Source organism: Pseudomonas sp. OST1909, assembly GCF_015277575.1.
Classification (GTDB): Bacteria; Pseudomonadota; Gammaproteobacteria; order Pseudomonadales; family Pseudomonadaceae; genus Aquipseudomonas; species Aquipseudomonas synxantha_A.
In genome coordinates this window covers 2,191,255-2,214,946 of the sequence record NZ_CP063780.1, presented here as the reverse complement: position 1 = coordinate 2,214,946, position 23,692 = coordinate 2,191,255, and the positions used below count along the sequence as shown (strand labels likewise).

Annotated in this window: 20 protein-coding genes; 10 read left to right on the top strand and 10 right to left on the bottom strand. The window is 58.6% G+C overall.

Annotated features, from left to right (window positions below; translation table 11 throughout):
• Positions 1-34 precede the first annotated feature (34 nt).
• Positions 35-514, bottom strand: coding sequence for a transcription elongation factor GreB (greB, locus tag IH404_RS09715; RefSeq protein WP_005786387.1), 480 nt, complete (start codon positions 512-514; stop codon positions 35-37).
• A gap of 112 nt (positions 515-626) precedes the next feature.
• Positions 627-1,625 carry a hypothetical protein gene (locus IH404_RS09710; protein WP_005786385.1) on the bottom strand — a complete coding sequence of 333 codons (999 nt, stop codon included), beginning with the start codon at positions 1,623-1,625 and terminating at the stop codon, positions 627-629.
• 238 nt (positions 1,626-1,863) lie between these two features.
• Here IH404_RS09710 and IH404_RS09705 point away from each other — a divergent pair, with 238 nt between their 5' ends.
• The 3 genes from IH404_RS09705 to IH404_RS09695 are packed head-to-tail and all read left to right on the top strand — an operon-like array spanning position 1,864 to position 5,270.
• Positions 1,864-2,790 (top strand): ABC transporter ATP-binding protein, encoded by a 927-nt coding sequence (locus IH404_RS09705; protein WP_194440348.1) that lies wholly within the window; start codon positions 1,864-1,866, stop codon positions 2,788-2,790.
• Complete coding sequence (locus IH404_RS09700) at positions 2,787-3,512, top strand: hypothetical protein (protein ID WP_005786382.1); 726 nt, start codon at positions 2,787-2,789, stop codon at positions 3,510-3,512. Before IH404_RS09705 ends, IH404_RS09700 begins: the two co-directional genes overlap by 4 nt.
• Before the next feature lie 15 nt (positions 3,513-3,527).
• A complete protein-coding gene (locus tag IH404_RS09695) occupies positions 3,528-5,270 on the top strand; it encodes a Gldg family protein (RefSeq protein WP_194440347.1) in 1,743 nt (580 codons plus the stop codon).
• Between the two features lie 4 nt (positions 5,271-5,274).
• Here the strand turns inward: IH404_RS09695 and IH404_RS09690 are convergent, their stop codons facing one another.
• The 3 genes from IH404_RS09690 to IH404_RS09680 all read right to left on the bottom strand — a co-directional run bounded on the left by IH404_RS09690 (position 5,275) and on the right by IH404_RS09680 (position 7,803).
• Positions 5,275-5,583 carry a hypothetical protein gene (locus tag IH404_RS09690; protein WP_032803384.1) on the bottom strand — a complete coding sequence of 103 codons (309 nt, stop codon included), beginning with the start codon at positions 5,581-5,583 and terminating at the stop codon, positions 5,275-5,277.
• A 259-nt stretch (positions 5,584-5,842) separates the two neighbouring features.
• The gene (locus tag IH404_RS09685; protein ID WP_005786375.1) at positions 5,843-6,277 is read right to left on the bottom strand and encodes a DoxX family protein; all 435 of its coding nucleotides are present in this window, start codon (positions 6,275-6,277) and stop codon (positions 5,843-5,845) included.
• A 104-nt stretch (positions 6,278-6,381) separates the two neighbouring features.
• Positions 6,382-7,803 (bottom strand): transglycosylase SLT domain-containing protein, encoded by a 1,422-nt coding sequence (locus tag IH404_RS09680; RefSeq protein WP_005786373.1) that lies wholly within the window; start codon positions 7,801-7,803, stop codon positions 6,382-6,384.
• A 236-nt stretch (positions 7,804-8,039) separates the two neighbouring features.
• Here IH404_RS09680 and IH404_RS09675 point away from each other — a divergent pair, with 236 nt between their 5' ends.
• From IH404_RS09675 to IH404_RS09645, 6 genes are all read left to right on the top strand, one after another.
• On the top strand, positions 8,040-8,846 hold the full coding sequence (locus IH404_RS09675; protein WP_194440346.1) for a TatD family hydrolase: 807 nt from the start codon (positions 8,040-8,042) through the stop codon (positions 8,844-8,846).
• Positions 8,847-8,942: 96 nt separating this feature from the next.
• Positions 8,943-10,424 (top strand): methyl-accepting chemotaxis protein, encoded by a 1,482-nt coding sequence (locus IH404_RS09670; RefSeq protein WP_194440345.1) that lies wholly within the window; start codon positions 8,943-8,945, stop codon positions 10,422-10,424.
• A gap of 198 nt (positions 10,425-10,622) precedes the next feature.
• Positions 10,623-15,338 carry an RHS repeat-associated core domain-containing protein gene (locus IH404_RS09665; RefSeq protein WP_194440344.1) on the top strand — a complete coding sequence of 1,572 codons (4,716 nt, stop codon included), beginning with the start codon at positions 10,623-10,625 and terminating at the stop codon, positions 15,336-15,338.
• On the top strand, positions 15,335-15,739 hold the full coding sequence (locus tag IH404_RS09660; protein ID WP_005786365.1) for an Imm50 family immunity protein: 405 nt from the start codon (positions 15,335-15,337) through the stop codon (positions 15,737-15,739). The genes IH404_RS09665 and IH404_RS09660 overlap by 4 nt, the downstream gene beginning before the upstream one ends.
• A gap of 356 nt (positions 15,740-16,095) precedes the next feature.
• Positions 16,096-16,485, top strand: coding sequence for a hypothetical protein (locus tag IH404_RS09650; protein ID WP_005786362.1), 390 nt, complete (start codon positions 16,096-16,098; stop codon positions 16,483-16,485).
• A 116-nt stretch (positions 16,486-16,601) separates the two neighbouring features.
• Positions 16,602-16,964 carry an Mpo1-like protein gene (locus IH404_RS09645; RefSeq protein ID WP_005786360.1) on the top strand — a complete coding sequence of 121 codons (363 nt, stop codon included), beginning with the start codon at positions 16,602-16,604 and terminating at the stop codon, positions 16,962-16,964.
• A gap of 6 nt (positions 16,965-16,970) precedes the next feature.
• Here the strand turns inward: IH404_RS09645 and IH404_RS09640 are convergent, their stop codons facing one another.
• From IH404_RS09640 to IH404_RS09630, 3 genes are all read right to left on the bottom strand, one after another.
• Positions 16,971-17,768 (bottom strand): thioesterase family protein, encoded by a 798-nt coding sequence (locus IH404_RS09640; RefSeq protein WP_194440343.1) that lies wholly within the window; start codon positions 17,766-17,768, stop codon positions 16,971-16,973.
• An 89-nt stretch (positions 17,769-17,857) separates the two neighbouring features.
• On the bottom strand, positions 17,858-18,619 hold the full coding sequence (locus IH404_RS09635; RefSeq protein WP_194440342.1) for a CHAD domain-containing protein: 762 nt from the start codon (positions 18,617-18,619) through the stop codon (positions 17,858-17,860).
• Between the two features lie 44 nt (positions 18,620-18,663).
• Positions 18,664-18,942, bottom strand: a complete 279-nt coding sequence (locus tag IH404_RS09630; RefSeq protein ID WP_005786355.1) for a hypothetical protein — start codon at positions 18,940-18,942, stop codon at positions 18,664-18,666.
• Between the two features lie 205 nt (positions 18,943-19,147).
• Here IH404_RS09630 and IH404_RS09625 point away from each other — a divergent pair, with 205 nt between their 5' ends.
• The gene (locus tag IH404_RS09625) at positions 19,148-20,185 is read left to right on the top strand and encodes a patatin-like phospholipase family protein (RefSeq protein WP_005786353.1); all 1,038 of its coding nucleotides are present in this window, start codon (positions 19,148-19,150) and stop codon (positions 20,183-20,185) included.
• Between the two features lie 114 nt (positions 20,186-20,299).
• Here the strand turns inward: IH404_RS09625 and IH404_RS09620 are convergent, their stop codons facing one another.
• Both IH404_RS09620 and IH404_RS09615 read right to left on the bottom strand, forming a co-directional pair.
• Positions 20,300-20,989 carry a response regulator gene (locus IH404_RS09620; protein WP_005786351.1) on the bottom strand — a complete coding sequence of 230 codons (690 nt, stop codon included), beginning with the start codon at positions 20,987-20,989 and terminating at the stop codon, positions 20,300-20,302.
• 46 nt (positions 20,990-21,035) lie between these two features.
• The gene (locus IH404_RS09615) at positions 21,036-23,687 is read right to left on the bottom strand and encodes a sensor histidine kinase KdpD (protein WP_194440341.1); all 2,652 of its coding nucleotides are present in this window, start codon (positions 23,685-23,687) and stop codon (positions 21,036-21,038) included.
• Positions 23,688-23,692 lie beyond the last annotated feature (5 nt).

Genomic DNA, 23,692 nt, shown 5'->3' with positions numbered 1-23,692 from the left:
TGGCTGGCCCGTGCTCGGTTCAAAGCACGGGCCATTATGCCTGCTTCACATATTCAATCTTGGTGATCCACCAGCACACCTCGCCGCCTGGGGTGTGCACGATTGCCTCATCGTCCACCTCCTTGCGCAGCAGGGCCCGTGCCATGGGTGAGTCGATGGAGATGTAATCCATTCGGTCATAAATCTCGTCATAACCCACGATACGAAAACGCTTGGTGTCACCCTGTTCGTTTTCGATTTCGACCCATGCGCCGAAAAACACCTTGCCCTCCTGCTCGGGCATGTATTCCACCACGCGCATATCTTCCAGGCGTTTACGCAGGTAGCGCACCCGCCGGTCGATCTCCCGCAGCAGTTTCTTGTTGTACTGGTAGTCCGCGTTTTCACTGCGATCGCCCAGCGAGGCCGCCCAAGTCACTTTGCGCGTGGTGTCCGGACGCTTTTCCCGCCACAGGTAATCCAACTCTTTTTTAAGCGCTTCATGGCCTTCTTTGGTAATCAGCTTGGTACTCAAACGCTTGCATCCCCAGGCAGTGTCCAATGGTGCCAAATACGCCAGGCATCATGCCCAGGCGTTGGCTGGCTGGGGGTGATGATAAATGAACCTGGGCGGCGAGCCCATCGGCTTATCCCTGGCCATCCAGGACCTGGTCCAGGCCAAAGAGCGTCCCGTGCAGATGCTGGCGCACTCCTGACAACTGCGACATCATCATCGCCAGCTTTTCCGCCTTTTGGTTGACCTCTGATTGCTGATCCTGCAGTTGAGCATGACGCTGCTCCAGCTCTTGGTGTTTTTCGTCCAATTGGCTTTGCTGCTCTTGCAGCCGTATCTGCCAGTGCTCAAGTTGCTCTTCCTTTTCGAGGACAGCGCGTTTTTTTTGCGTCAGCTCCTGGGCGACCTTGGCGAGATTGCTCAGGGTGCTGTCCATCTCAAGCAAAGACTCTTGCTCCAGCGGCGCAGGCTCCTCAAACGGTGGGACTTCAGGCTGTTCAACCTGAAAAGGCACCTTAACTGCCTCAGCGGGCGCCTCCGGCATCTGCACAAACGATGGCACCGGTTCTTCCACGATATCTTCCACCACAGGCTGTGGCGCAATCCTGGGTGGGGTTGGGTTGCGTGGCGGTGCAACCATTTGCGATGAGAAGCGGATCGACGGCACGATCACCGTACTACTTTCGATGGCAGGCAGCGCAGGGGCTGACATACCCAGGGTAATCACCTTCATCACCAACGCTTTCTTGATGATCACTGAGTGGTGATCCTCGGGTCGGGCAGGCGGCAACCTGCACCCCTTCAGGTCAATGAAATGGAACGGAACCTGGGGCTCGGCAGCCGGTATCGCCTTGGAGCCTGGTGCCGCCGCCAGCGTCAGAACCTGCTTGAAGACCTGCATCGCCACCTGCAAATCCTCCTTCGAATCAACGCCGCCCAGGAAGTAGCGTTCAAGCTTTTTACGCAGAACCGCGATGTAGACCCTGGAATGACCAGGTTCGGCTTCTTCATCGAGGCTATACACAAGAAAGTTCGAAGCCGTTTGGGCGACAGCAAACCCACAGAGCAACGCACCGTTTACAGGTGCCTGCGCATCGCTGCGCTCAAGAACAAGAGTACGTAGAAGCATCATGGCGATCAGGCCTCGTTACAAAAGAGAAAACCTTATATAAACATCAGATAAACATCCGAACATTAATAAGCCCTCCAAACAAAACAATTGTTTCAGCGAATTATCGAGCCGAACGTAGGATTCTTCTTATAAGTCGCGCCGTGCGTTCCCAACCACAACTAATGAACGTACTCTTTTTAAGGCCCTTCCCTATAAAGCGCCGCTTCGCACACGCCCCGAACACTTATTCGGTAACGACATGATCGAGATAAGCAACTTAACAAAACAGCTGGGCAGAACAAGCGCAATTACCAATATTTCCTTCAGTGCGCAGCATCAGGAATGCGTGGGCCTGTTGGGAGAAAGTGGCGCAGGGAAAACGACCTTATTGAACTTGATCGCCGGTACGATCAAACCGACTTCTGGGCAAATCAATATTCTGGGGTTCAATATCCAAACTCATTCACTTCAAGCCAAAAAAGCCATTGGCTATCAACTTCAGGGCGGACTCACCCACCATAGAATGTCGGTCAAAAACATGCTTGATTTTATTGCGGCCATTCGTGGTTTGAGGGGCCTGGAAAAGCGTAGCCAGGTAGAGCAGGTAGCCGCACGGCTGGACCTGATGCCCGTGCTCGACTGCCCCGCCGACATACTGTCCCCTGATTTGAAGCGCAGGGTTGCATTGGCCCAGGCTTTAGTCCACTCCCCAAGCCTGCTCCTGCTCGATGAACCCACGCAAGGGCTATGCCCTGATCAACGGCTCAAGTTCAGCGCACTTATCAAGTCCCTGACCGAGGACATGACGGTCATTATCGCCTCCCGCCAGTACCACGAACTGACGGACATGTGCACCCGCGCCCTGGTCATCGCCGGTGGCCGCCTGGCCGCCGATGCTTCGCTGGCGGATCTGCAGCGCAGTTCCCGGCATTTCCAGGCGGTGACCCTGGCATCAGACAGCCCGTTGGATTTACTCGCACTTGCCGTATTACCCGGCGTCGCGGGCATCGAGGAGGACCGACATGCACAGGGCAAGGTGACTGTCCTGGCCATGCCCGGGCACTCCATCTTCCCCTCGATTAACGCGCTTATCGCACATCGCGGCTGGAACATAACGTCTTTGAGCCTGGAGCCGGGTCGCCTGGGCGATGTCGTTCACCATCTGAGCCAGGAGATACCTGCTTGAGACTGCTACCTGTTATTTTCAAGCGTCAACTCGCCAGTTATGCCTGCTCACCAAGCACTTACCTGAGTGTGGCGGTTTTCCTCGTGCTGTGTGCGACATTGGGATTGGACACCCAGCACTGGATGGAGCGAAACAGCAGCGATTTGCAGGTTTTCTTCGAACTGCACCCCTGGCTCTATCTATTGTTGGTCCCCATTTTATCGACGCAGTTGTGGTCGGATGAATACAACAGCAGCTTTTGCGACACGCTGAAATCCTTGCCTGTCACCGCCACTGAACAGGTGGTCGGAAAATTCATCGCAGGCTGGACCGTCTGCGCCATTGCCTTAATGTTTAATTTCCCTTTGGTGATCGCGGCCAACTATCTGGGCACACCGGATAATGCCGTTATCGCGTCACAATTCCTGGCCAGTTGGTTGCTGGCCGGAAGTTATCTCTCGGTGGGCTGCTTCATCTGTGTACTTGCCAAGCAACGCATCATTATTTTCCTGCTCACACTGGGCTTATTGCTGATTGCCAGCGCGCTTTCCTCAATGCTGGATGCACTTGATAGCCAGACACCCATTTGGATTATCGACAGCCTGATGTCCCTTGACCCTATTGCTCGCTTTAGCACGATGGATAATGGCAAACTGACACTGCATGACGGCTTTTACTTTATAAGTATGATCCTGGCTTTTCTCTTTGCGACGACCATCACACTCAACTACAAGAACAGCTGAGAAGGAAAGCCACTGATGGGATCCGCTCTTCGTACGGGTATGACCTTACTTGTCATATCGCTACTGTTTCTGGCATTCAATCTGGTCTGGGTACCGAAAATACCCAATATCCGCTGGGACTTTTCACACACACAAATCCATACCTTATCGTCATCAACGCGCCAACTGCTGACAACACTTGAAAACCCATTGGACCTGTATTACTTCAATGCCATCAATGCCCCTCAACGGAGCCAGGCAGTGAGTCGTTACGGCCGTCGCGTTGAAGACATGCTCAAGGAAGTCGAAAAGGCGGCCAACGGCATGATCAATCTACATGTCATCAATCCAACGCCTTTTTCAGAAGACGCTTACAAAGCTGGTTTGTTTGGCCTAGATGACACGCAAGGTTTCCTAGGCCTCATTGGCACCCGTGCCGGCCATAGCGCGCAACGCATTGACCTGTTCAGTCCCGAGCATGAGTCATTGCTTGAATATGAAATCAGCCACCTGCTCCACAAACTCATGCACCCTGAACGTCCCACTATCGGCCTGCTGTCGGGACTGGCGCTACACGAACCTGCCGGCGAACTACTGGAGCAGATGCGCGAACAATTCAACGTGGTGGAACTGGCATCGACCATCGCTCAAGTGCCGTCATCGATAAGTACATTGATGGTCGTACAGCCCGGCGCCCTGCCCGAGCAGGCTCTGTATGCCATTGAGCAAGCGGTAATGAGAGGCGCAAGGCTGATGGCCTTTATCGACCCGGTGAGCGAGATAGCTGCGCAAGCCATATCGACCAACGCCAGGCTGGATGCACTGCTCACTGCATGGGGTATACAAATGCCAGCGGACAAGCTGTTGGTCGATAATATTTACGCCTCATCGGCTACGCCCGGCCCCGGAATGCCAAAGGTACTGCACCCGGCCAGGCTGGAACTTCCACGCCAGGCAATGAACCCGACAGACCTGAGCACCTGGAACCTGGATGCCGTGACCGTGTCCAGCAGCGGCGCACTCTCCCTGTCCAACAAAAATCGTACGCTGCTGACCCCCTTGCTACAGAGCTCCCGGCAGTCCGTGCTGCTGGATGCAGGGCGCTTTGCTTCTGCGACCACGTTCGACTCACTCATCGATGAAACCGCCACGACAGGAGAGCGCCACGTGATTGCCGCCCGCGTTGAGGGCCCCGCTTATTCGGTGTTTCCCGACGGCCTCAAGGGCCAGCCACCGGGGATGCAACATGCCGAGCAGATCCAGGTGGTGGTCGTGGCCGACACTGATGTGCTCGCGTACGCTGTCAGCAACGCTCAGCCCAACGGCAACGCGCAATTTGTATTGAATACCCTGGATAACCTGGCGGTTCCGGAGATACTCAGGCGCATCCGACCTCGCGTCATCACCCAGCCACTGCACAGGCTCGAACACATGCGCGAAAAAGCCGCACAGGCTTATCGCAAAAGTGCGGTTGAACTGGAGCGACGGCACGAGCACACAGAGCAAGCATGGCAAAGGCTGAATCCAGGGCACGCACGCCTGGTCACACAGGCCGTGGATACCAACACCCAGTTGCAGGCACTCAACAGGGAGCGCCTGCAATTGCCCATCGAGTTGCATACACTCAAAGCCCAGGCATACGCGCCCTTGCAGCGTTTCGAGCGATACCTTAAAGGGCTGATGATCGCCACGATGCCGTTATTGTTATGCCTGATTGCCTGGGGACTTGCCCTCCACCAGCGTCGACGCCGATCAGCCGCGCCAGCGGTCTATGAATGACGGCTCAACGCCGCGCAATCAACCCCTGGCGGGCAATACGGGTCAGTTGGTGGATCACTTCATGGGCGTCGCCGGCATTGGGCGCCTGGATCACTGCAAGGTCGAAACTATTGCTGGCAAAACGAGCCAGGGATTCGCCGTCCTCGACAAACTGGATCAGGAACGCCGAGGGCCTACCGCCACGGCGTGGCCAGCCGTCCAGATAACGCAGGAGCGTCGGCTGGTGTTTACCACCCAGGAGGATTTTCGGATTGCGTTGAGTCAGGTCCGCGGTAATCGGGGCCAAGCGTATGAGAGGGCGTGGTGCATTCATCGTGTCGTGTCTCTGCCTCAAAAGTCTGCGGGCAGGTGAGAGGCAACACCGAACCAGCGCTTTAGCGGTATTTCGAAGAGCGCCCTGGGAGAGGATACGGACTTCTGTCGGGCTGCATTGAGTCCCAGTGGCGCCCCGCAATTAGCTGTTTAAATCGGCGCATGAGCAGCATCCTAGAGAAGCCGGTGGGGCAGTGTCAAGAATCCCGAGCAACGAAAAGGCCCGCAGATGCGGGCCTTTTCCGGGACATGCAAACAGATCAGTCAGTGATGGCGCGATCAACCGACAGTTTGCCGGCACCTTCGAGCAACACCGCCAGCGCCCCGCCGAGCAAAGCCAGAGCAAACTCATAACCGTTATTGGCCATGAACAAGCCGTTATGGATATGCACCGAGAAGATTGCCACCAGCGTGAGGAAGGTCAGGCCCAATGCCGCCGGGCGAGCGAGCAAACCAATGATCAGGGCCAGGCCGGCAAAAAACTCGGTACCACCCGACAACACTGCCATCAGGGTACCCGGCGTCAGGCCGAGGCTTTCCATGAATTGGGCAGTACCCGCCAGGCCGCCGCCGCCAAACCAGCCGAACAGTTTTTGCGAACCGTGAGCGGCAAAGATGATGCCGACGAAGATGCGCAGGACAGTCAGGCCGTAACCGGCGCGGGTAGACAGGACGCGTGTAATCATTGGGCTCATTTAAGTAAATCCTTTTCCAGGTAGGGGTTGGTTGGCCGCTATATTAATCAGTTTAAGCAATGATAAAAGCGCAAATATTGCCTAATTAATATCGATAAAGTTGATTATTTTCGTGAGACCATTTTTGCTGCAGGCGGCTCCAGGGACTCTCGCTCCCGGTCGAACGCCAAGTAATACTTGTTGACGCTATTAACATAGCTGACGCCGCCCATCCCCACCTGCTCCATGGCGATGCGTTCAACCTGGAAGAACCATTGATTGGGGTTCAGCCCGCGGCGCCTGGCCTCGGTGCGCATCCCCTGGACCCGCTCCGGGCCCATGTTGTAGGCCGCCAGCACAAAAGCCATGCGCTCGCGCTCGTTAAGCTTGGGGCTGGAGAAAAATTTACGCCGGATCAACGCCAGGTAACGTGCGCCAGCTTGCACATTGCTATCGAGACTCTCGATGTTGTTGACCCCCACCCGCTGCGCCGCCGAAGGCGTGATTTGCATCAGGCCGGTCGGGCCGCCGCTATTGCGTGCGCCTGGGTCCAGGGAGGACTCCTTGAACGCCAACGCCGCCAGGTTCAGCCAGTCCATCCCTTGCTCGCGCGCATGTTTTTGCAGGACCGGGCGCAGTTTTTCCAGACGCTGACGGTCGGCGCGCGCCAGCGGGTTGCGCACCTGATAGAGGCGTCGGTAGATACGCTGGAACGCCACGTCCTGATCGGCAGGGGTTCGATAGGTCTTGAGAAATCGGTCAATGCTGGCGCGCAGCATCGAAGCGTCCTGGCGCACGAACCAGAACTCGTCACCCGGTTCGCTGATTACCACCTGCTTGTCAAAGCGCAGCTTGGGCAGGATTTTCGACCAGCGTTCGGCAATCGGTTTTTCAACGATCGTCAGGTGAAAAATCCCGGCCTGCACCATCTCCAGTACATCCTCTACCGCCAGGCTAGGGTCAACCCACTCCACCTTCACCGGCGCTCGTTTGTGCAGCGCCAGTTTCTGATTGACCTGACTGATGGCATCCGCCGCCGCACTGCCGGTGGTCAGCGTCAGCGTGCGACCAGACAGTTGCTCCAACTTGGTAAACCGTCGCTCACCCTTGACGCCAACCAGCCACAACGGCACATCGCTGACAATCGGCTCGCTGGCGCTGATCTTGTGTACGGCCTTCACATCCAGCAACTCGCCGGGCGCCACCAGGTCACCTTCGCCACGGGCCAACGCGCCGAGTAACTGGTCCTTGGCCTTGGGGATGATCTTGAGGTTGATTTCCTGGCCATCGCGGGCGTGACCGTTGAGGTACTGTTCGAAGGCGCGCAACCGATGGTATTCGACGCCGATGGCCTGGCCCTGCACTTCACCGGAGCTGTTGCGGCTCTGGTTGACCAGTACGCGCAGGGTGCGACTGGAGCGAATTTGCGCCAAGTCACGCACCTTGCCAGGCTTGGTGACTTCCAACGGCCCGTCCAGACGTGCGACCGCCGCCATGGGCAGTAGCAACGTCAGGCACAACACAAGCAACGCCGAGGGTCGGATCATCCGCTCTCCGGAAAGAATACTGGCCAGCGCCTTCGCGAATAACAAAGTGCTGGAGGTCAGAAACAGAGCGCTCTATGCGCTGGCAAGGCGCGCAACGGCGACACAGTGACAGGCAACTGGCCAACCACAATGTCGCTTGCGACGTTCAAAGACAGCGATAACGCGTTGTAGTTCTTGGTTTTTCTTATAAATCTACAGCTCTGATATGCTTTCCGGCCGCAGGCGGAGATAGCACCATGCAACTCATTGATATCGGCGTCAACCTGACCAACCCCAGTTTCGACGAGAGGCACCAGGCTGTCCTCGAACGCGCCTACGCCGCTGGCGTGCAGCAATTGGTGCTCACCGGCACCAGCATCGAGGGCAGTGAACAGGCCCTGGAGCTGTGTGCAAAACTTGATGAAAGCGGCCAGCGCTTGTTCAGTACCGCTGGCATCCACCCTCACTCCGCCAGCGACTGGAACGGCGACAGTGCACAGCGCCTGCGTAGCCTGTTGGGAGACAGTCGGGTGCGTGCCGTGGGCGAGTGCGGGCTGGATTTCAACCGCGACTTCTCCCCTCGCCCCCAGCAGGAAAAAGTCCTCGAACACCACCTGGCCCTGGCCGTCGAGCTGAAACTGCCGGTGTTTCTCCACGAGCGCGACGCCAACCAGCGCCTGCTGGAGATCCTCAAAGATTACCGCGACCACCTGCCCGCCGCCGTGGTGCACTGCTTCACCGGTGAACAAACAGCGCTGTTCAGCTACCTGGACCTGGACTTGCATATCGGTATCACCGGCTGGATCTGCGACGAACGCCGTGGGACGCACCTGCATCCGCTGGTCAGGGAAATTCCCAGGGGCCGCCTGATGCTGGAAAGCGACGCGCCGTACCTGCTGCCGCGCACCCTGCGCCCCAAACCAAAAAACGGTCGCAATGAACCAGCGTACTTGCCCGAAGTCCTGCGCGAAGTGGCCTTGCACCGTCATGAAACCCTCGAAGACCTGGCAATGCACAGCACCGCCTGCGCCCGCCGCTTTTTCGGCTTGCCTGATGTGGATTAATGCCGTGCATTGACGCATGTCAAAAACGTTTTTCTGAGTAGCGGCACAATAATGGCACCTTGCCAATACTGTTTCCGCTATCAGAGAAAACCTTCCATGGGTGCCTGGCTTAGCAATATCTCGCTCAAGTACAAATTCTGGGCCGTCAACGCGGTCGCCTTCATTACCACCCTGCTGCTGGTGCTGTACGCGGTACAGCTTGAGCAACAGGCACGCAGCCAGGCATCCCAGGCTTCGGCCCAGGCTCAGGGGCGGTTGCTCAACGCCTGGCCAGCCGACAAAGCCCTGCCCACCGGCGAGCAATGGCTGGCCTATGCCCAGGGGCAAACCCCACAATTGGGCGAACAGGCTCTTCCAGCCTTGAGTACTGCCAGCGGCTGGGTCGAACTCAATCACATGCCGCTGTTGGGCAAAAACCCACTGATAGGCGCCGAGGTGATCGATCGCGTTGACGGTCAACACGTCGCCGTCCTCGCCTACGCACCCAGCCTTGGCCAAGTGTTCAGCGAGCGCTTCGCCAACTATGCCGTCGCCGTGGCAATCCTGATGCTGGCCATGCTCGGCGCCTCACAGCTGTTGATCCGCTTCTTGCTCAGCCAACTCAACACCCTCAAGGACGTGATGCTGCACGTCGAGAAAACCGGCGACCTGTCGGCACGCGTGCCCTTGGCCTGCAAGGACGAAGTCGGCCAGATGGCCAGTGCATTCAACGCCATGCAGGCCGGTTACCAGCGCGTGGTCAACACCGTGGCACGCACCGCCCGGCAACTGGATGACGGTGCCGCACGCCTGGCCAGCAGCATGAACGAGGTGCAGCACGGTATGCTCGGCCAGCAGAGCGAAACCGACCAGGCCGCCACTGCCATCAATGAGATGACCGCCACCGTCCACCATATCGCCCAGCACGCCGGCGCTACCCGCGACCTGTCCCAGACCGCCGACACCCTCGCCGGCAGCGGCCAGGAGGTGGTCACCCGCGTACAGCGTTCAATTGCCGGGCTGTCCAACGGCGTGCAGCAGACCGCCGAAATGATCCAGAAACTGGCCCAGGACAGCCAACAGATCAACGGCGTGGTCGGGGTAATCCACAGCATCGCCGAACAGACCAACCTGCTCGCCCTCAACGCCGCCATCGAAGCCGCCCGCGCCGGGGAAATGGGCCGAGGTTTCGCGGTGGTTGCCGACGAAGTACGCAACCTGGCCAAGCGCGTGCAAAGCTCCACCGACGAAATCACCCGCATGGTCTCGGCATTGCAAGCCGGTACTCGCGATGCGGTGGACTTTATGCAGGAAAGCTCATTCAAGGCCGACGACTGCGTACAACAAGCCCAGGAAGCTGGCGCCGCACTGGCGCAAATCACCGGTGCCGTGGCGCAGATGCGCGAGAGCAATACTCAGATCGCCGTCGCCGCCGAACAGCAAAGCCATGTGGCCGAAGAGATGAACCGCGCCGTGGTGAGTATTCGCGATGTCACCGAAAACACCGTACAGCAGACCATGTCGTCGGCAACCACCAGCAATGAACTGGCGACGTTGGCGGGTGAGTTGAGCAAGGCGATTGGGCAGTTGAAGCTGTAAGACTGTTCTACCTGTAATCCGATTCCTACCGCCAAGCCTCGGTTTACCTGAAGTTTAGGCGAAACTTCCTCGCCATCCCCGCGAATAACGCCGACTTCTTTTACCCAGGAACCGCTGCAAAGTCCCTCGCCTGATCAAATAGTGCGAGGGATTGCAGATGGTTGTTTTCGTTAGAGCCCTGGTTGACAGGGCTGGCTCTTGATTCCGGTGATCGCTGGCTTTGTGCTGGCCCCCATGGATCCCAAGGCGCCGGATGTCACTCGCGTTTTAGCGGATTTTCGTACCTGCCTGAACACGTTCGACGCGTGGGCCGACAGCCTTTTGAGTGGTTCGGCACTTGCCGTGGAGCAGGTGTTCAAGGTTGGGGAAGACGTCGCACTGGTCGCGCCGGCCTCTTCCGACAAACCCAGCCGCACCGTCGCTCAATGCAAAGCCCAGGGTGGGTTGACCCTGGTGCATCTGTTTGAAAGTACCCGGTTTGTACCCATCGGCAACACCCAGGTGCAACTGCAAGCCCTGGCTCGGGATGGCAGCCCGGTCGGCGCGCCGCTTCATCGGACCATCGGCCCCAGCGGCATCCTCGAAGTCAACGACTGTACCCGCGACCAGCAATACCAAATCACCTTTTACCCCAATGTCTCCAAGGATCACGTCAAGGCGCTGTATGCCTCCTACACGTCAGTGATTGCCGGGTTGGAAGCTGATCTGCGCAAGCAGTGGGACGAGCATTTCCAGCTTCAATGGGCCGACTTTGTCAAAGCGCCAGCCTATCAACGCAGTGGAATGCAGGGCATGGCCTTTGCTACCGGGCTCGGCAAGGCGCTCTACAACCTGTGGGACAACATCACCGAGCTGTATGACCTGCTCGCGAACTTCAAATCCAACAGCGAAAAGTTGCTGAAGTACCTCTCCCAGGCCGAGCTGGATGCGCTGCTCGCGCTGGGCAAAGACACGCTGGCCAAGGGATTGCTGGTGCTCAGTGATGAGCCGCTGCTGTTTATCTACGTGGCAGCGGTGGTGGCCTGGATACGGATGCTGCCGCCGCCGCAGATGTATGAGTTGCTGGGTGAAATCACCGGCGAAGTCTTGATCAACCTGCTGCTGATCTGGGCCACGCGGGGTATTGGCGTAAAGCTGCGGCTGGGTGCGCAGATGCTCAGTCGCGTCAAGTCCGGGCAAGCGCGGGCGCTGTTGGAGTTGCTGGCCAGGCAGGTAGCGGGGCCGCGGCTGGACACGCATGTTGAGGCCGCCAAGCCTGTGTTGCTGAGCAGTTCGGCGACACCGGTCAAGGCCGTGCCGGTGGTTCCATTGAAGGCGGGCGACACGCTGGTTTCGAACCCGGTGCCGATGGTTCGCAACAAGAATCGGCAGACGGTATTGGTCCGGCAGGAACACGTTGATGATGCCCCCGCCGTGGCGTCGAATCCGAAGGGAGATGCGGCGGCTCCAGCAGATAAGACGGTCACTCATGGTTGCCCGGTGTCGATGGTCACCGGCGAGGAATTGCTGACCCTTACCGATGGCGCGCTGGACGGGATTTTGCCGTTTGATTGGACGCGGCTGTATCGCACCAGTGCGGTGGAACTGGATTGCGGGTTGGGGTTTGGCTGGAGTCATGCGCTGGCGCACAGGCTTTGTGTGTCGGGCGATTCGGTGGTGTGGACCGATCATGAGAACCGCTCGACTACCCTGCCCTTGCCGACTTCTGCTCGGCCTGCGATTACCAACAGCCTGGCGGAAGCGGCGATCTACTTGGGCTCGGCTCCTGATGAGTTAGTGCTGGCCCAGGCGTCGCGGTTCTATCACTTTCGCGACGGTGTACTGACTGCGATCAGCGATGCGTATGACAACCGCCTGCGCATTTGCCGTGATCCTTCCGGGCGGATCGAGCGGCTGGATAACGGTGCTGGTCGCTCGCTGCTGCTGCGTTATGAGCTGGATCGAATCGTGGCGGTGGACTACCAGGTGCATCGCGCCAAAGGGCGTGAGCCCTACGTCTGGGAAACCGAGCAGAACGTTGTTTCCTACGCCTATGACGAAGACGGACGACTGGTTTGCGCGACCAATGCCGTCGGTGAAAGCGAGCGTTATCGGTACGACGATCAGCACGTCATTCTTGAGCGGCAGCTGGCCGGTGGGGCGAGTTTCTTCTGGGAGTGGGAAGGCTCCGGCAAGGCGGCGCGTTGCGTCCGGCACTGGGCGAGCTTTTCGCAGATGGACACGCGCTATGCCTGGGGGGATGACGGCCGTGTCACCGTGCATAACGTCGATGGTAGTCAGGAGGTGTATGTCCACGACGACCGGGCGCGGTTGGTGCAGCGCATCGATCCGGACGGCGCGCAGCATTTCAAATCCTACGATAAAAAGGGCCGGCTGACCGTCGAGCAAGACCCGCTGGGCGCGGTGACGGCGTATCAGTACGACGAAGCCGGACGCTTGGTGGCGTTGTTTCCGGGAGATGACGAGCCGACGTCCTACGAGCATGACAACGGTTTTGTTCGGGTTGTGAGGCGTGGGGAGGCAGTCTGGAAATACGAGCGTAATGAGCAAGGCGATGTTACGCGTAGGACCGATCCTGACGGCGAGGTTACCGATTACAGCTACAACAAACACGGGCAACTGACCGGGGTTTGGTACCCGGATCACAGCTGCCATCGGCTGGTGTGGAATGAGCGTGGGCAGTTGCTGGAAGAGCAATTGCCCAATGGCGGGATCAAGCGTTATCGCTATGACGATCTAGGGCGGCAGGTTGCACGTGAGGATGAGCATGGCGCGCGGACTCTTTATGAATGGGACGCCGCTGGGCGCCTGCTGAAACTGACCCAGCCCGGCGGCGCTTGCCGGGAATTCAGCTACAACCCCTACGGCAAAATCATCGCAGAGCGCGATGAACTCGGCCACGTCACCCGCTACGAATACGCCGATGGCCTGCACCTGATCAGCCGCCGCATCAACGCCGACGGCACCCAGGTCAAGTACCGCTACGACAACGCCAGGCTACTGCTCACCGAAATCGAAAACGAAGTCGGCGAAACCTACCAACTCGACTACCACCCCAACGGCCTGATCCAGCGGGAAATCGGCTTCGACGGCCAACGCACCGCCTACGTCTACGACCTCAACGGCAACCTGCAGGAAAAGACCGAATACGGCGACGATGGCAGTCAGCTAGTGACCCGCTACGAGCGCGACCACACCGGTCGCCTCGTCCGAAAAACCCTGCCCGATGCCAGCGTTGTCGACTATGCCTACGACCGCCAGGGCAACCTCCTCAGCGTCGAAGACGGTCACTGGGCGTTGGCCTACGAGTACGACAAACAAAACCGCCTCACCGCCGAACACCAAGGCTGGGGCACCTTGCGCTACGGCTACGACGCCTGCGGCCAACTACAAAAACTGCGCCTGCCCGACAACAACCGCCTCACCTTCAACCATGACAAGGGAGGCCATCTCGCTACGGTCGAGCTCAATGGTGAGGTGCTCACTGCACATTTATTCAAGAGCGGCCGCGAACACCAACGCCAACAAGGTCAACTGCTCAGCCACTATCACTACGACGAGCAAAACCGCCTACACGCCCACGCCGTTACGCAGCAGCAAAACTACCTCTACCAACGCCAATACGACTACGACAAAAGCGGCACCCTCACCCGCCTGCTCGACACACGCAAAGGCCAGCACGACTACCGCTACGACCCGCTTAATCGCCTGACCCGCGCCGATCATTCCCAAGACGTCCAGGAGCGCTTCGCCCACGACCCGGCGGGCAACCTGCTGATGCAAGACCGCCCCGGCCCGGACATCGTTGCCGGCAACCGCCTGATGATCCAGGGCGACCGCCATTACGACTACGACGCCTTCGGCAACCTGATCCGCGAACGGCGCGGCAAAGGCCAGCAACTCGTTACTGAGTACCGCTACGACTGCCAGCATCGGTTAATCAGCATCACAAAACCGAACGGCGAAACCGCCAGTTATCGCTATGACCCGTTTGGCCGGCGTGTCAGCAAGACCGTGGAGGGCAAGACCACCGAGTTTTTCTGGCAAGGCGACAAGCTGATTGCCGAGCACCACGCGGAACGCCATCGCAGCTACATTTACGAACCGAACAGCTTCCGCCCACTGGCACTGCTGGAAGGCTATGGCCCAAAGGACACCAAGCCCTACCACTACCAACTCGACCACCTCGGCACACCGCAGGAACTGACCAGCCCCGAGGGCGAAATCGTCTGGTCCGCCCATTACCGCGCCTACGGCCAGATCGCCCGGCTCGACGTAGGCAAAATCGACAACCCGCTGCGCTTCCAAGGTCAGTATTTCGACCGGGAAAGCGGCCTGCACTACAACCGCCATCGCTACTACAATCCGGATATTGGCCGCTACCTGACACCGGATCCGGTGAAGTTGGCGGGTGGGGTCAATGCGTACCAGTACGTGCCCAACCCTACCGGGTGGATTGATCCGCTGGGATTGAGTACAAATTGTCCGGGCTCAGGAAAGAAAAAACCGACCTGCTCTTTGCCTGCTGAACCGGATATACCTGATGTCTCTCGTAAAGGGGCGTTCAGGCAAGCAAAAAGGGATGCCAATGTACCGATGACTCAAAACCCCGATGTGATGACACACCCGAAGTCAGGAAGAACGACACAGTACATAGTAGAAAAAATGACTGATTTGAATGATGACAATATATTGGATGAGAGCGGTAGATTCATAAATTCAAGAGTTTATCAATTCACGAGGGCAGATGGCTCTAAAGTACTTATTCAAGACCATTCTGCCGGGCATAAATTTGGCAGACCAGACGGCATAGGTGACCAAAAAGCGCATTTCAATTTGCGACCAATAGACAAGCCTCGAAACGGAACCGTAAACGGCGGCAAGGATCATTACAACTTTAGGAAAAACCGATGAAATACTGGAACGAACTTGATCATAATATTTTTTTTGAAAAGATTTTTAGCACGCCTATAGAAATCGGAAAAATTGCTCTTTTTTCTTTGCAAATAGAAAATGATCGACCTTCTGTTGGATTAGGGTTCGACATACCCGAATTCCCAGATATCTTGCCAAAAAAATGGGAAGGGAAAGGCTATAACACCTGCAGAATGGGCATCGATTGTCATGGTATTCGCGAATTAAAAATACACAACATCCCCCTTAGAGAGGTGTTTTTTGTTGATATTACTAAGCAAAATGACCTTTTTCATTTCCAAGCAAAGAATGAAAGTTCTCTAATTGAATTCAAGGCTAAATTCATTTCACTTTGCGATCCGAATGTATACATAAATGGTCCAGACGATTATTTTTTCTAGATAGAACAAAAATAGCGTAATCACTATGCCCCCATAGCCAGCCCCAATTCGCCCCCCGTTGGTTTGGATGAGGCCTTTCGCAGAACAGGCATACCGGAGACTGAATACAGCGTATCAAAATGGGGCAAAGACCAATATGGCAAATCATTTCCAACGGAATGGCGTGTACAAAGCGGGCCCAATAGGGGAGTGGAAGTGAATATTGACGACCTTCTGCTTGTGCCAAGCAAAGAAGGCCCAAAATCACCTCATATCGGCTATCAAACTCCTGGAAAGAGGTCCGGTGGAGGTGCAAAGAGAGGCCATATACTGCTCAAACTGGTTCCTCTTAGCCGCTCCAAAAAAGGTGTCCCTTGATGAGCTACTTGGAAGAGGAAATAGACGAAGCATGTAACACCTTGAAAATCAGCTCAAGGAAACTTGATGCGAATGAACTCAACGTATTGATAAATTCTCTGACGAGAAAATTTTTCAAATCACAAAGCAACGTGCTTGATTCCACCGAACTGAACGAAAAACACACGGAGCACAACCCTGACTTTTGGAAGGAAATACCGTATCGCATCAGCGAGAAGGATCTAGTTCTGGTGGTATTTGACTCAGCATATACCGCCTGGAAAATTGATAACTCTCGAGTTCTAGCATCTGTTTTAGGCGAAACCACCGGCTATCCATTTTGGATAACCGATAGCGAAATAACATTTTTGGTGCATATGGATGATCATGACTGCGTCATTTGGGCATGAGGATCACTCCGCCAAACTGTTCTCTATAACCCCAATAGCCAGCCTTGATTCGCTACCCCGCCCCTGCGCACCTAAACTCTGTCCAAGTTGTTCCAACGGACAGAGGACTCACGATCATGGGCAAACGTCACCCCAATCTCCCCGCCTGGCAATGGCGTCATTACCCACAAAACCACCAGCACCCGACCAACCTGGCGTTGCATCTGATTGCCGTGCCGCTGTTTATCGTCGGTTTCCTGCTGATCGTTTCAGGGGTGTTCAGCCTGAGCTTGGCCAGCTTGGCTATCGGTGTGGTCGGCATCGTGGCGGGCCTGGCGTTGCAGCGTCACGGCCACAGCCTGGAAGCCCAGGCCAGTGAGCCGTTCAGCGACCGTAAAGATGCGGTGCAACGCCTGGTGGTCGAGCAATTCGTGACCTTCCCGCGCTTTGTGTTAAGCGGTGGCTGGTGGCGTGCCTGGCGGCAACGTCACCACCACTGACAGGGCTTAGGCGAACACCACCACGGTCTGGCGGCTGAGGGCGATCAACTCGCCGGTCGGGCTCCACAGCGCAGCGGCAGCGTGGCCGTAGCCGTCGCGGGCGTGCTCGATGTTGACGTGGTACTGGCACCAGTCGAGGGTGGTCAGGTCTTGCAGCGGCTGGATGAACTCGATGGTCCAGGTCAGGGTGCTGCCCGGCGCAGGCTTTTTCAGGTGCGGCAGCAAAGCTGGCGGCCAGGCGTCGACCAGGGCGAGGATATGCGCTTCGGTCAGCGGCTCTTCTTTCACATCCCCGCGCAACCGCACCCAGCCGCCCATGTCGCGGGATTTATTGCCGGTAAACGGCAGGCCGCCCACGGCCCAACGCATCGCCAGGTGGCGCATGAACTCAGGGGTAACGCCCTTGATGTACGGCAGTTCCTGGCACTCATCCCAATGTTTGAACACTGGCGCCGGCTCGCTCGCCACGTCGATTTCCGACGTTCGAGACGCGCCAAAACTGGCCTGGACCAGGGTCGCTACTTCACCGTTCTGGACCACGCGCCCAAGCAACTGGCTGACGGCTTTGCCCTCGCGTAGCACTTCGACTTGATAACTGGCAGGTACATCCGGCGCCACCGGGCCGACAAAGGTGATGGCCAGGGAACGTAACGGACGATCCGCCGACACCTGGGTACGCAGCGCCTCGTATTGCAAAGCGGCGACCAGGCCGCCAAAGGTGGCACGGCCCTGGGCCCATTCGGCAGGGATGGTGACATCCAACGGGTTGCTTCGGGCAGCGTCGAGCAAATCACTAAAGCGCATGGCGACCTCACATCAAGAAAATCGATGGGGAATCTTAACCATCGAGACGGACCGGCACACCGCCCATTCCGGCCAAAAGCCGGACCGCGTTAAAAACAATCGGCGCTGAGTTTGTCCAGCACACGGTCAGCCTGCCCTTGAGCCTTGAGCATGGTGCGCTGCCAGATGGCAACGCAGGGTTGCAGATCCGCCTGCTGCCCGGCCTGGGCCAGCCACTGCCAGCAGTCATGCCAGTCGCCCAGGGCGCTTTGGGCTTTCTTCAATCGCGACATGGCGTTGGCGGGTAGCTTGTCCAGTTCGGGGTAAGCCTCGGCGGCGTAACGCACGCGCTTGATCAGCAACCGCAGGCGGTGGCGATCATGCTCGGGATCCTTCAGGGCTTCATCGAGTTTCTGCCATTGCTTGGCCAGGCGTTTCTCGATGCGCGGGCGCAGGCCTTTGAGCAGTTTCTGGTGCTGGGAGGCGCGAATAAAGCGTGGGAATGCATCCAGAATCAGTAACAGGTGCGCCAACTCCGGGCTTTGCGCCACATGGCGATAGGCCTCGGGCTGCAGGCGCAGGCGCCGATCAGCCGCCTCGTGATAACCGTGCTGATGCAGATACGCCGCCAGGACCTCGCGGTCACGCAGCGGCGTGGTCAATTGGCCAACCGTACTGGCGGCCAATTCAAGCTGTTCCACACCGGGCAGCCCGCGCAAAGGCCGCAACAAGCTGCGCAAGCGCCGCACGGTGGTGCGCAAATCATGCAGGGCTTCATCGTCAGTGACGGCGGCGAGGCGAGCCTGGCAGCTCAGTAACCCTACTTCCAGGCCTATGACCTGGGCGACTAACTGATTGACCAACGCTGACATCCTGCCCTCACTTTCCAATGAATAATCCTACTCGCTGCTACAGGTCAACGCCCGGCGCGAGACTCGCGAATATAGAACCGCGCCTTCTGGGCTTTGTTGGAGCACCCTTCAAACGCTTCAAACTGCTGCTGGGTCTTGGCGCCAGTCAATAGCGACAGGGCCTTGGAGTAACTCACGGTGCCAGCAAAACCTTCTGCCTTGGCCAGATCGAGTTCTTTCCAGGCGGCATCCAATTGGGAACCGCAGCTATCGCGGTAGGCCGTCTTGCCGGCACAGCCGGCCAAGGCCAGCACGATCACAGGCACACACATCCAGGCTTTCATTGATGACACCTCAAAATAAGCAAAATCATTCGTAGCCTGTAGACGTTGCCCACAGGGAAAAGTGCCTTGTCCCTAGCCTGAAATCGGTCGTACCTATTGCCAGAGCATACCCGAGCACAAAGGTTATCCTCGAAAAATAACCGAAGATTGAAGCCGCCCCCCGGATGGGTGCATTGTGGGCACCTGTTTTGCGAAGGACTGGGACATGAAAAAACGTGTTGCCTTAGTGCTGGGCTCCGGGGGAGCCAGGGGCTACGCCCATATCGGGGTGATCGAAGAAATCGAACGACGCGGCTATGACATTGCCTGTATCGCCGGCTGTTCGATGGGCGCGGTGGTCGGCGGCATCTATGCCGCAGGCAAGCTGGACGAATATCGAAACTGGATCGAAAGCCTGGACTACCTCGACGTATTGCGCCTGGTAGATGTGAGCTTTCGCCTGGGTGCGATTCGTGGCGAAAAAGTTTTCGGGCAGATTCGCAAAATCGTCGGCGAGATCAATATTGAAGAGCTGCGCATCCCCTACACCGCCGTGGCCACCGACCTTACCAACCAACAGGAAATCTGGTTTCAGGAAGGCTGCCTGCACCAGGCCATGCGCGCATCGGCGGCGATCCCAAGCCTGTTCACCCCGGTGATGCAAGGCAATCGGATGCTGGTGGACGGCGGTCTGCTCAACCCGCTGCCTATCGTGCCGGTGGTGTCGAGCCACTGTGACTTGATCATCGCGGTCAACCTCAACGCCACCAACCAGAAGCACTATCGGCTGCCGGTGATCCAGCGCCCGCCGGCGTTCAAGAGCCGCTTCAACAGCCTGGCCAAGTCGCTCGGATCGCACCTGCCATTTCGCCGCAAACAGGCCGAGCAGTTGATGAAGCTCGAACAGGAAGCCTTGCAGGCCCAGGCAGCAGAGATCAACCCGTGGCTGGAGTCGGCTGAACCCGAATCCCAGCAACCCGCTGCCGCGCCGGAAAAAGCCGGCGCACCGAAGTCGGCGACCGGCTCGTTCATTATCGATAACGTCGGGCCTGCGTCGCTGCTGGACCTGATCAACCAGAGTTTCGAGGTGATGCAGACGTCATTGGCGCAGTACAAGATCGCAGGCTACCCGCCAGATGTGCTGATCAACGTGCCGAAGCGAGTGTGCCGGTTCTTCGAGTTCTACAAGGCGCCGGAGCTGATCGCCCTGGGGCGGGAGATTGCCAGTGATACGTTGGATCGGTATGAGAGTGAGCAGAGTTGAGCGCGTGGGTGTTGCTGATGGCCTCATCGCGGGCAAGCCAGCTCCCACAGGTGAATGCATTTCAACTGTGGGAGCTGGCTTGCCTGCAATGTCGCCAGCGCAGGCACCACAGACTCAGGCACCTAGCAACCGATACCCCACCCCCGCCTCGGTCACGATAAACCGTGGCTGCGTCGGGTCATCCGCCAGTTTCTGGCGCAGGTGCCCCACCACGATACGCAGGTAATGGCTGTCTTCGGTGTGAGTCGGGCCCCAAATATCCTTGAGCAATTGCTGCTGGGTAATCACCCGCCCCGGATGCCGGGCCAGTTGCGCCAGCACTGCATACTCCTTGCGGGTCAATGCCACTTCGGCACCGTCCAGCAGCACGCGGCGATAGGCCAGGTCCACCGTCAGCGGGCCAAAACTCAAGGCGGCTTCCTGAGCCTCTCCCGCCGGTGCCTGACGCAACAACGCACGCACCCGAGCGAGGAATTCCTGGATGCCGAAGGGCTTGGTCACGTAGTCATTGGCGCCACCGTCAAGAGCCTCGACTTTCTGGCCTTCACTGGCCCGCACTGACAGCACCAGCACCGGCACCGTCGACCACTCGCGAAACTCGCGCAGCACCTGCTGGCCGTCCATGTCGGGCAGCCCCAGGTCGAGCACCAGCAGGTCCGGTTTGTTCAGGGCCGCTTGCGCCAGGCCTTCGTTGCCGGTGCCGGCCTCGATTACCTTATAGCCCTGGGAGGCCAGGCTGATGCGCAGGAATTTGCGGATCTGCGGTTCGTCATCAATGACTAGAATCGTTGCGGTCTGGCTCATGGTGTCCGTCAAAATCCGTTAAAGAATCACCCCATTCAGGAGCCATTCAAAGGTCAGTGTCCAAGCCAGGTTGAGATTGTAGCGGCAGAAACAACGTGATGCAGGTACCCCGCCCATCAATGCCATCGGCCACGCTGATATGCCCGCCGTGCGCGCCCACCATGCCCTGGCAGATCGCCAAACCGAGGCCAGTGCCCTGTCCGCCTCGATCACCGCGAGCAGCGGTATAGAACATGTCGAAAATCTTCGCACGCTCGTCCTCGGGAATCCCCGGCCCTTCATCCGCCACGGCAAAAAACAACTGCTCATCCTGCACGCCAGCGCGCAACCGCAAGCGACCCTGGGGCGGCGAAAACCGGGCGGCATTTTCCAGCACATTGACCAACGCCTGTTCGATCAAGGCTGCATGCACATACAACAAGGGCAGTTCCGACGGCACCTCGGTGCTCACTTGTAATGGCGCCAGCACCGCGCGCAAACGCCCGAGGGCACTGCCGACGATATCACCGGGTGACACCCAGTCGCGCGCCAGTTTCAGCGCGCCGTGGCCCAGCCGCGTCATGTCCAGCAGGTTCTGGATATAGCGGTCCAGGCGCTCGGCCTCATCACGGGTGCCTTCAAGCAATTCGCGACGATCCTCCATGGGAATGGCTTCGCCGAGGGCCAGCAGGCTATCGATACTGCCGCGCATGGAGGTCAACGGCGTGCGCAAGTCGTGGGACACCGACGCCAGCAAGGCGCTGCGCAGTTGTTCGGTTTCGCCGTGCAGACGCGCCGACTCCAACTCTTGCCCCAACTGCGCCCGCGCCAGCGCCTGGGCCAGCGGCTGGCTCAAGGCAGTGAGCAAACGTCGGCGTTGCCCGCTCAACTCCAGGCCCGGTTTGGCGCTGACACCGAGCAAGCCCAGCGGCCCCTCTTCACCTGACAACGGCCACCACCACCAACGTCCGAACGGCAAGGTGCCGGTGCCCATACCGGCAGGCTGATCATGCTGCCAGGCCCAATCGGCGGCAGCGCGTTCGGCTTCGGTGAGGGTCAGCGGGCCACCGGTCTCGACCGTCCAGCCGCCCTGATCGTCGCGATTGACCAGACACAAGTCAAGGTCGCGCCAGCCTTGCAGATGGTGGGCGGCGGCGCTGATCACGGCTTGGCGATCGGTGGCCGCCGTGAGCTTGCGCGACAGGTCGAGCAGCTCGCTGGTTTCTTCCTGGGTATCGCGCAACGCCTGCAGTTGGCGGCGCTGGCGCGCGGCGAGGTTGCCGGTCAGGGCGGCCATCAGCAGGAAGAACAGCAGGGTCAGCACATCCTCTTCGCGCTGAATGGCGAAGGAAAAGTTCGGTGGGATAAACAGAAAATCGTAGGTCATGAACGACAGCGCCGCGCACACCAGCGACGGCCCCAGGCTGCTGCGCACCGCCACCAGCAATACGGCAGCGAGAAACACCAGCGAGATATTCGGCAGCGGCAACACACTGGACACGGCCCACGCCACGGCCGCAGCAACCACCGTGGCAACCACCGCCAACGCGTAATCGAACCACACTAACCCGCGCACATCCGGCAAGCGTGGCGGCGCCGGTATGTCATCGCTGTCGAGGACGTTGATTTCCAGGCCACGGGCATTGCGCAACAGCCGCGCCGCCAAGCCACCACCGAACAAGCGCCGGCGCCAGCGCATCCGCGACTGCCCCACCAGCAACAAGCTGGCACGGCGTTCGGCGGCGTGCTGGATCAGGGTCTTGGCGACCTCCCCGGCCCGCAATAACACCACTTCGCCGCCCAACCGCTCCGCCAGTTGCTGGGCGTTCTGCAGACGCAGGCGCGATTGCTCATCCCGCGCTCGGCCGTTGTCGACGTGCACCAGGCTCCAAGGCAAATGCCGACGCTGGGCCACACGGCTGGCATGACGCACCAGGCGTTCGGCTTGCGCATCGCCATCCACGCCCACCAGCAAACGCCCACGTACCGCCGGCGCGGCCTGGCCGAGTTGGCGATAGCCCTGGGCCAGATCATCGTCGACGTGGGCGGCGGCGGTTTGCATCGCCAGTTCGCGCAGGGCCATGAGGTTGGTCTGGGTGAAAAACGCATCGATAGCCGCACGCGCCTGCTCGGGCACATACACCTTGCCGTCACGCAGGCGTTCGAGCAGTTCGCGGGATGGCAGGTCGATCAGCAACAGTTCGTCGGCCTCTTGCAGCACCCAGTCCGGCAGGGTTTCGCGCACTTGCACGCCGGTGATGCCACGCACCTGATCATTGAGGCTTTCCAGGTGCTGGACGTTGACCGTGGTGAACACATTGATACCGGCCGCGAGCAATTCCTGAATATCTTGCCAGCGCTTTTCATGACGGCTGCCGGGGGCGTTGCTGTGGGCCAGTTCATCTACCAGCACCAGCTTGGGCTTGGCGGAGAGCAGGCCGTCGAGGTCCATTTCTTCGAGCATCACGCCGCGGTATTCGCTGCGTAACAGCGGTTGTTGCGGCAGGCCGCTGAGCAAGGCTTCGGTCTCGGCGCGGCCGTGGGTTTCGACCACCCCGGCAATCAGCCGTACGCCCTGACGCAGTTGGGTGTGGGCCGCCTGAAGCATGGCGTAAGTCTTGCCCACGCCAGGCGCGGCGCCGAGGAAGACCTTGAGCCGGCCACGGCCAGCCCGGGGCAGATCGGCTAACAGGGCATCGGCGCGGCCGGAGTCGCTCATACTTG

Coding starts and splice junctions, on each gene's coding strand:
- IH404_RS09710 (WP_005786385.1), bottom strand. CDS start 1,625: ATGATGCTTCTACGTACTCTTGTTCTTGAGCGCAGCGATGCGCAGGCA.
- IH404_RS09705 (WP_194440348.1), top strand. CDS start 1,864: ATGATCGAGATAAGCAACTTAACAAAACAGCTGGGCAGAACAAGCGCA.
- IH404_RS09695 (WP_194440347.1), top strand. CDS start 3,528: ATGGGATCCGCTCTTCGTACGGGTATGACCTTACTTGTCATATCGCTA.
- IH404_RS09690 (WP_032803384.1), bottom strand. CDS start 5,583: ATGAATGCACCACGCCCTCTCATACGCTTGGCCCCGATTACCGCGGAC.
- IH404_RS09685 (WP_005786375.1), bottom strand. CDS start 6,277: ATGAGCCCAATGATTACACGCGTCCTGTCTACCCGCGCCGGTTACGGC.
- IH404_RS09680 (WP_005786373.1), bottom strand. CDS start 7,803: ATGATCCGACCCTCGGCGTTGCTTGTGTTGTGCCTGACGTTGCTACTG.
- IH404_RS09675 (WP_194440346.1), top strand. CDS start 8,040: ATGCAACTCATTGATATCGGCGTCAACCTGACCAACCCCAGTTTCGAC.
- IH404_RS09670 (WP_194440345.1), top strand. CDS start 8,943: ATGGGTGCCTGGCTTAGCAATATCTCGCTCAAGTACAAATTCTGGGCC.
- IH404_RS09660 (WP_005786365.1), top strand. CDS start 15,335: ATGAAATACTGGAACGAACTTGATCATAATATTTTTTTTGAAAAGATT.
- IH404_RS09650 (WP_005786362.1), top strand. CDS start 16,096: ATGAGCTACTTGGAAGAGGAAATAGACGAAGCATGTAACACCTTGAAA.
- IH404_RS09645 (WP_005786360.1), top strand. CDS start 16,602: ATGGGCAAACGTCACCCCAATCTCCCCGCCTGGCAATGGCGTCATTAC.
- IH404_RS09640 (WP_194440343.1), bottom strand. CDS start 17,768: ATGCGCTTTAGTGATTTGCTCGACGCTGCCCGAAGCAACCCGTTGGAT.
- IH404_RS09635 (WP_194440342.1), bottom strand. CDS start 18,619: ATGTCAGCGTTGGTCAATCAGTTAGTCGCCCAGGTCATAGGCCTGGAA.
- IH404_RS09630 (WP_005786355.1), bottom strand. CDS start 18,942: ATGAAAGCCTGGATGTGTGTGCCTGTGATCGTGCTGGCCTTGGCCGGC.
- IH404_RS09625 (WP_005786353.1), top strand. CDS start 19,148: ATGAAAAAACGTGTTGCCTTAGTGCTGGGCTCCGGGGGAGCCAGGGGC.
- IH404_RS09620 (WP_005786351.1), bottom strand. CDS start 20,989: ATGAGCCAGACCGCAACGATTCTAGTCATTGATGACGAACCGCAGATC.
- IH404_RS09615 (WP_194440341.1), bottom strand. CDS start 23,687: ATGAGCGACTCCGGCCGCGCCGATGCCCTGTTAGCCGATCTGCCCCGG.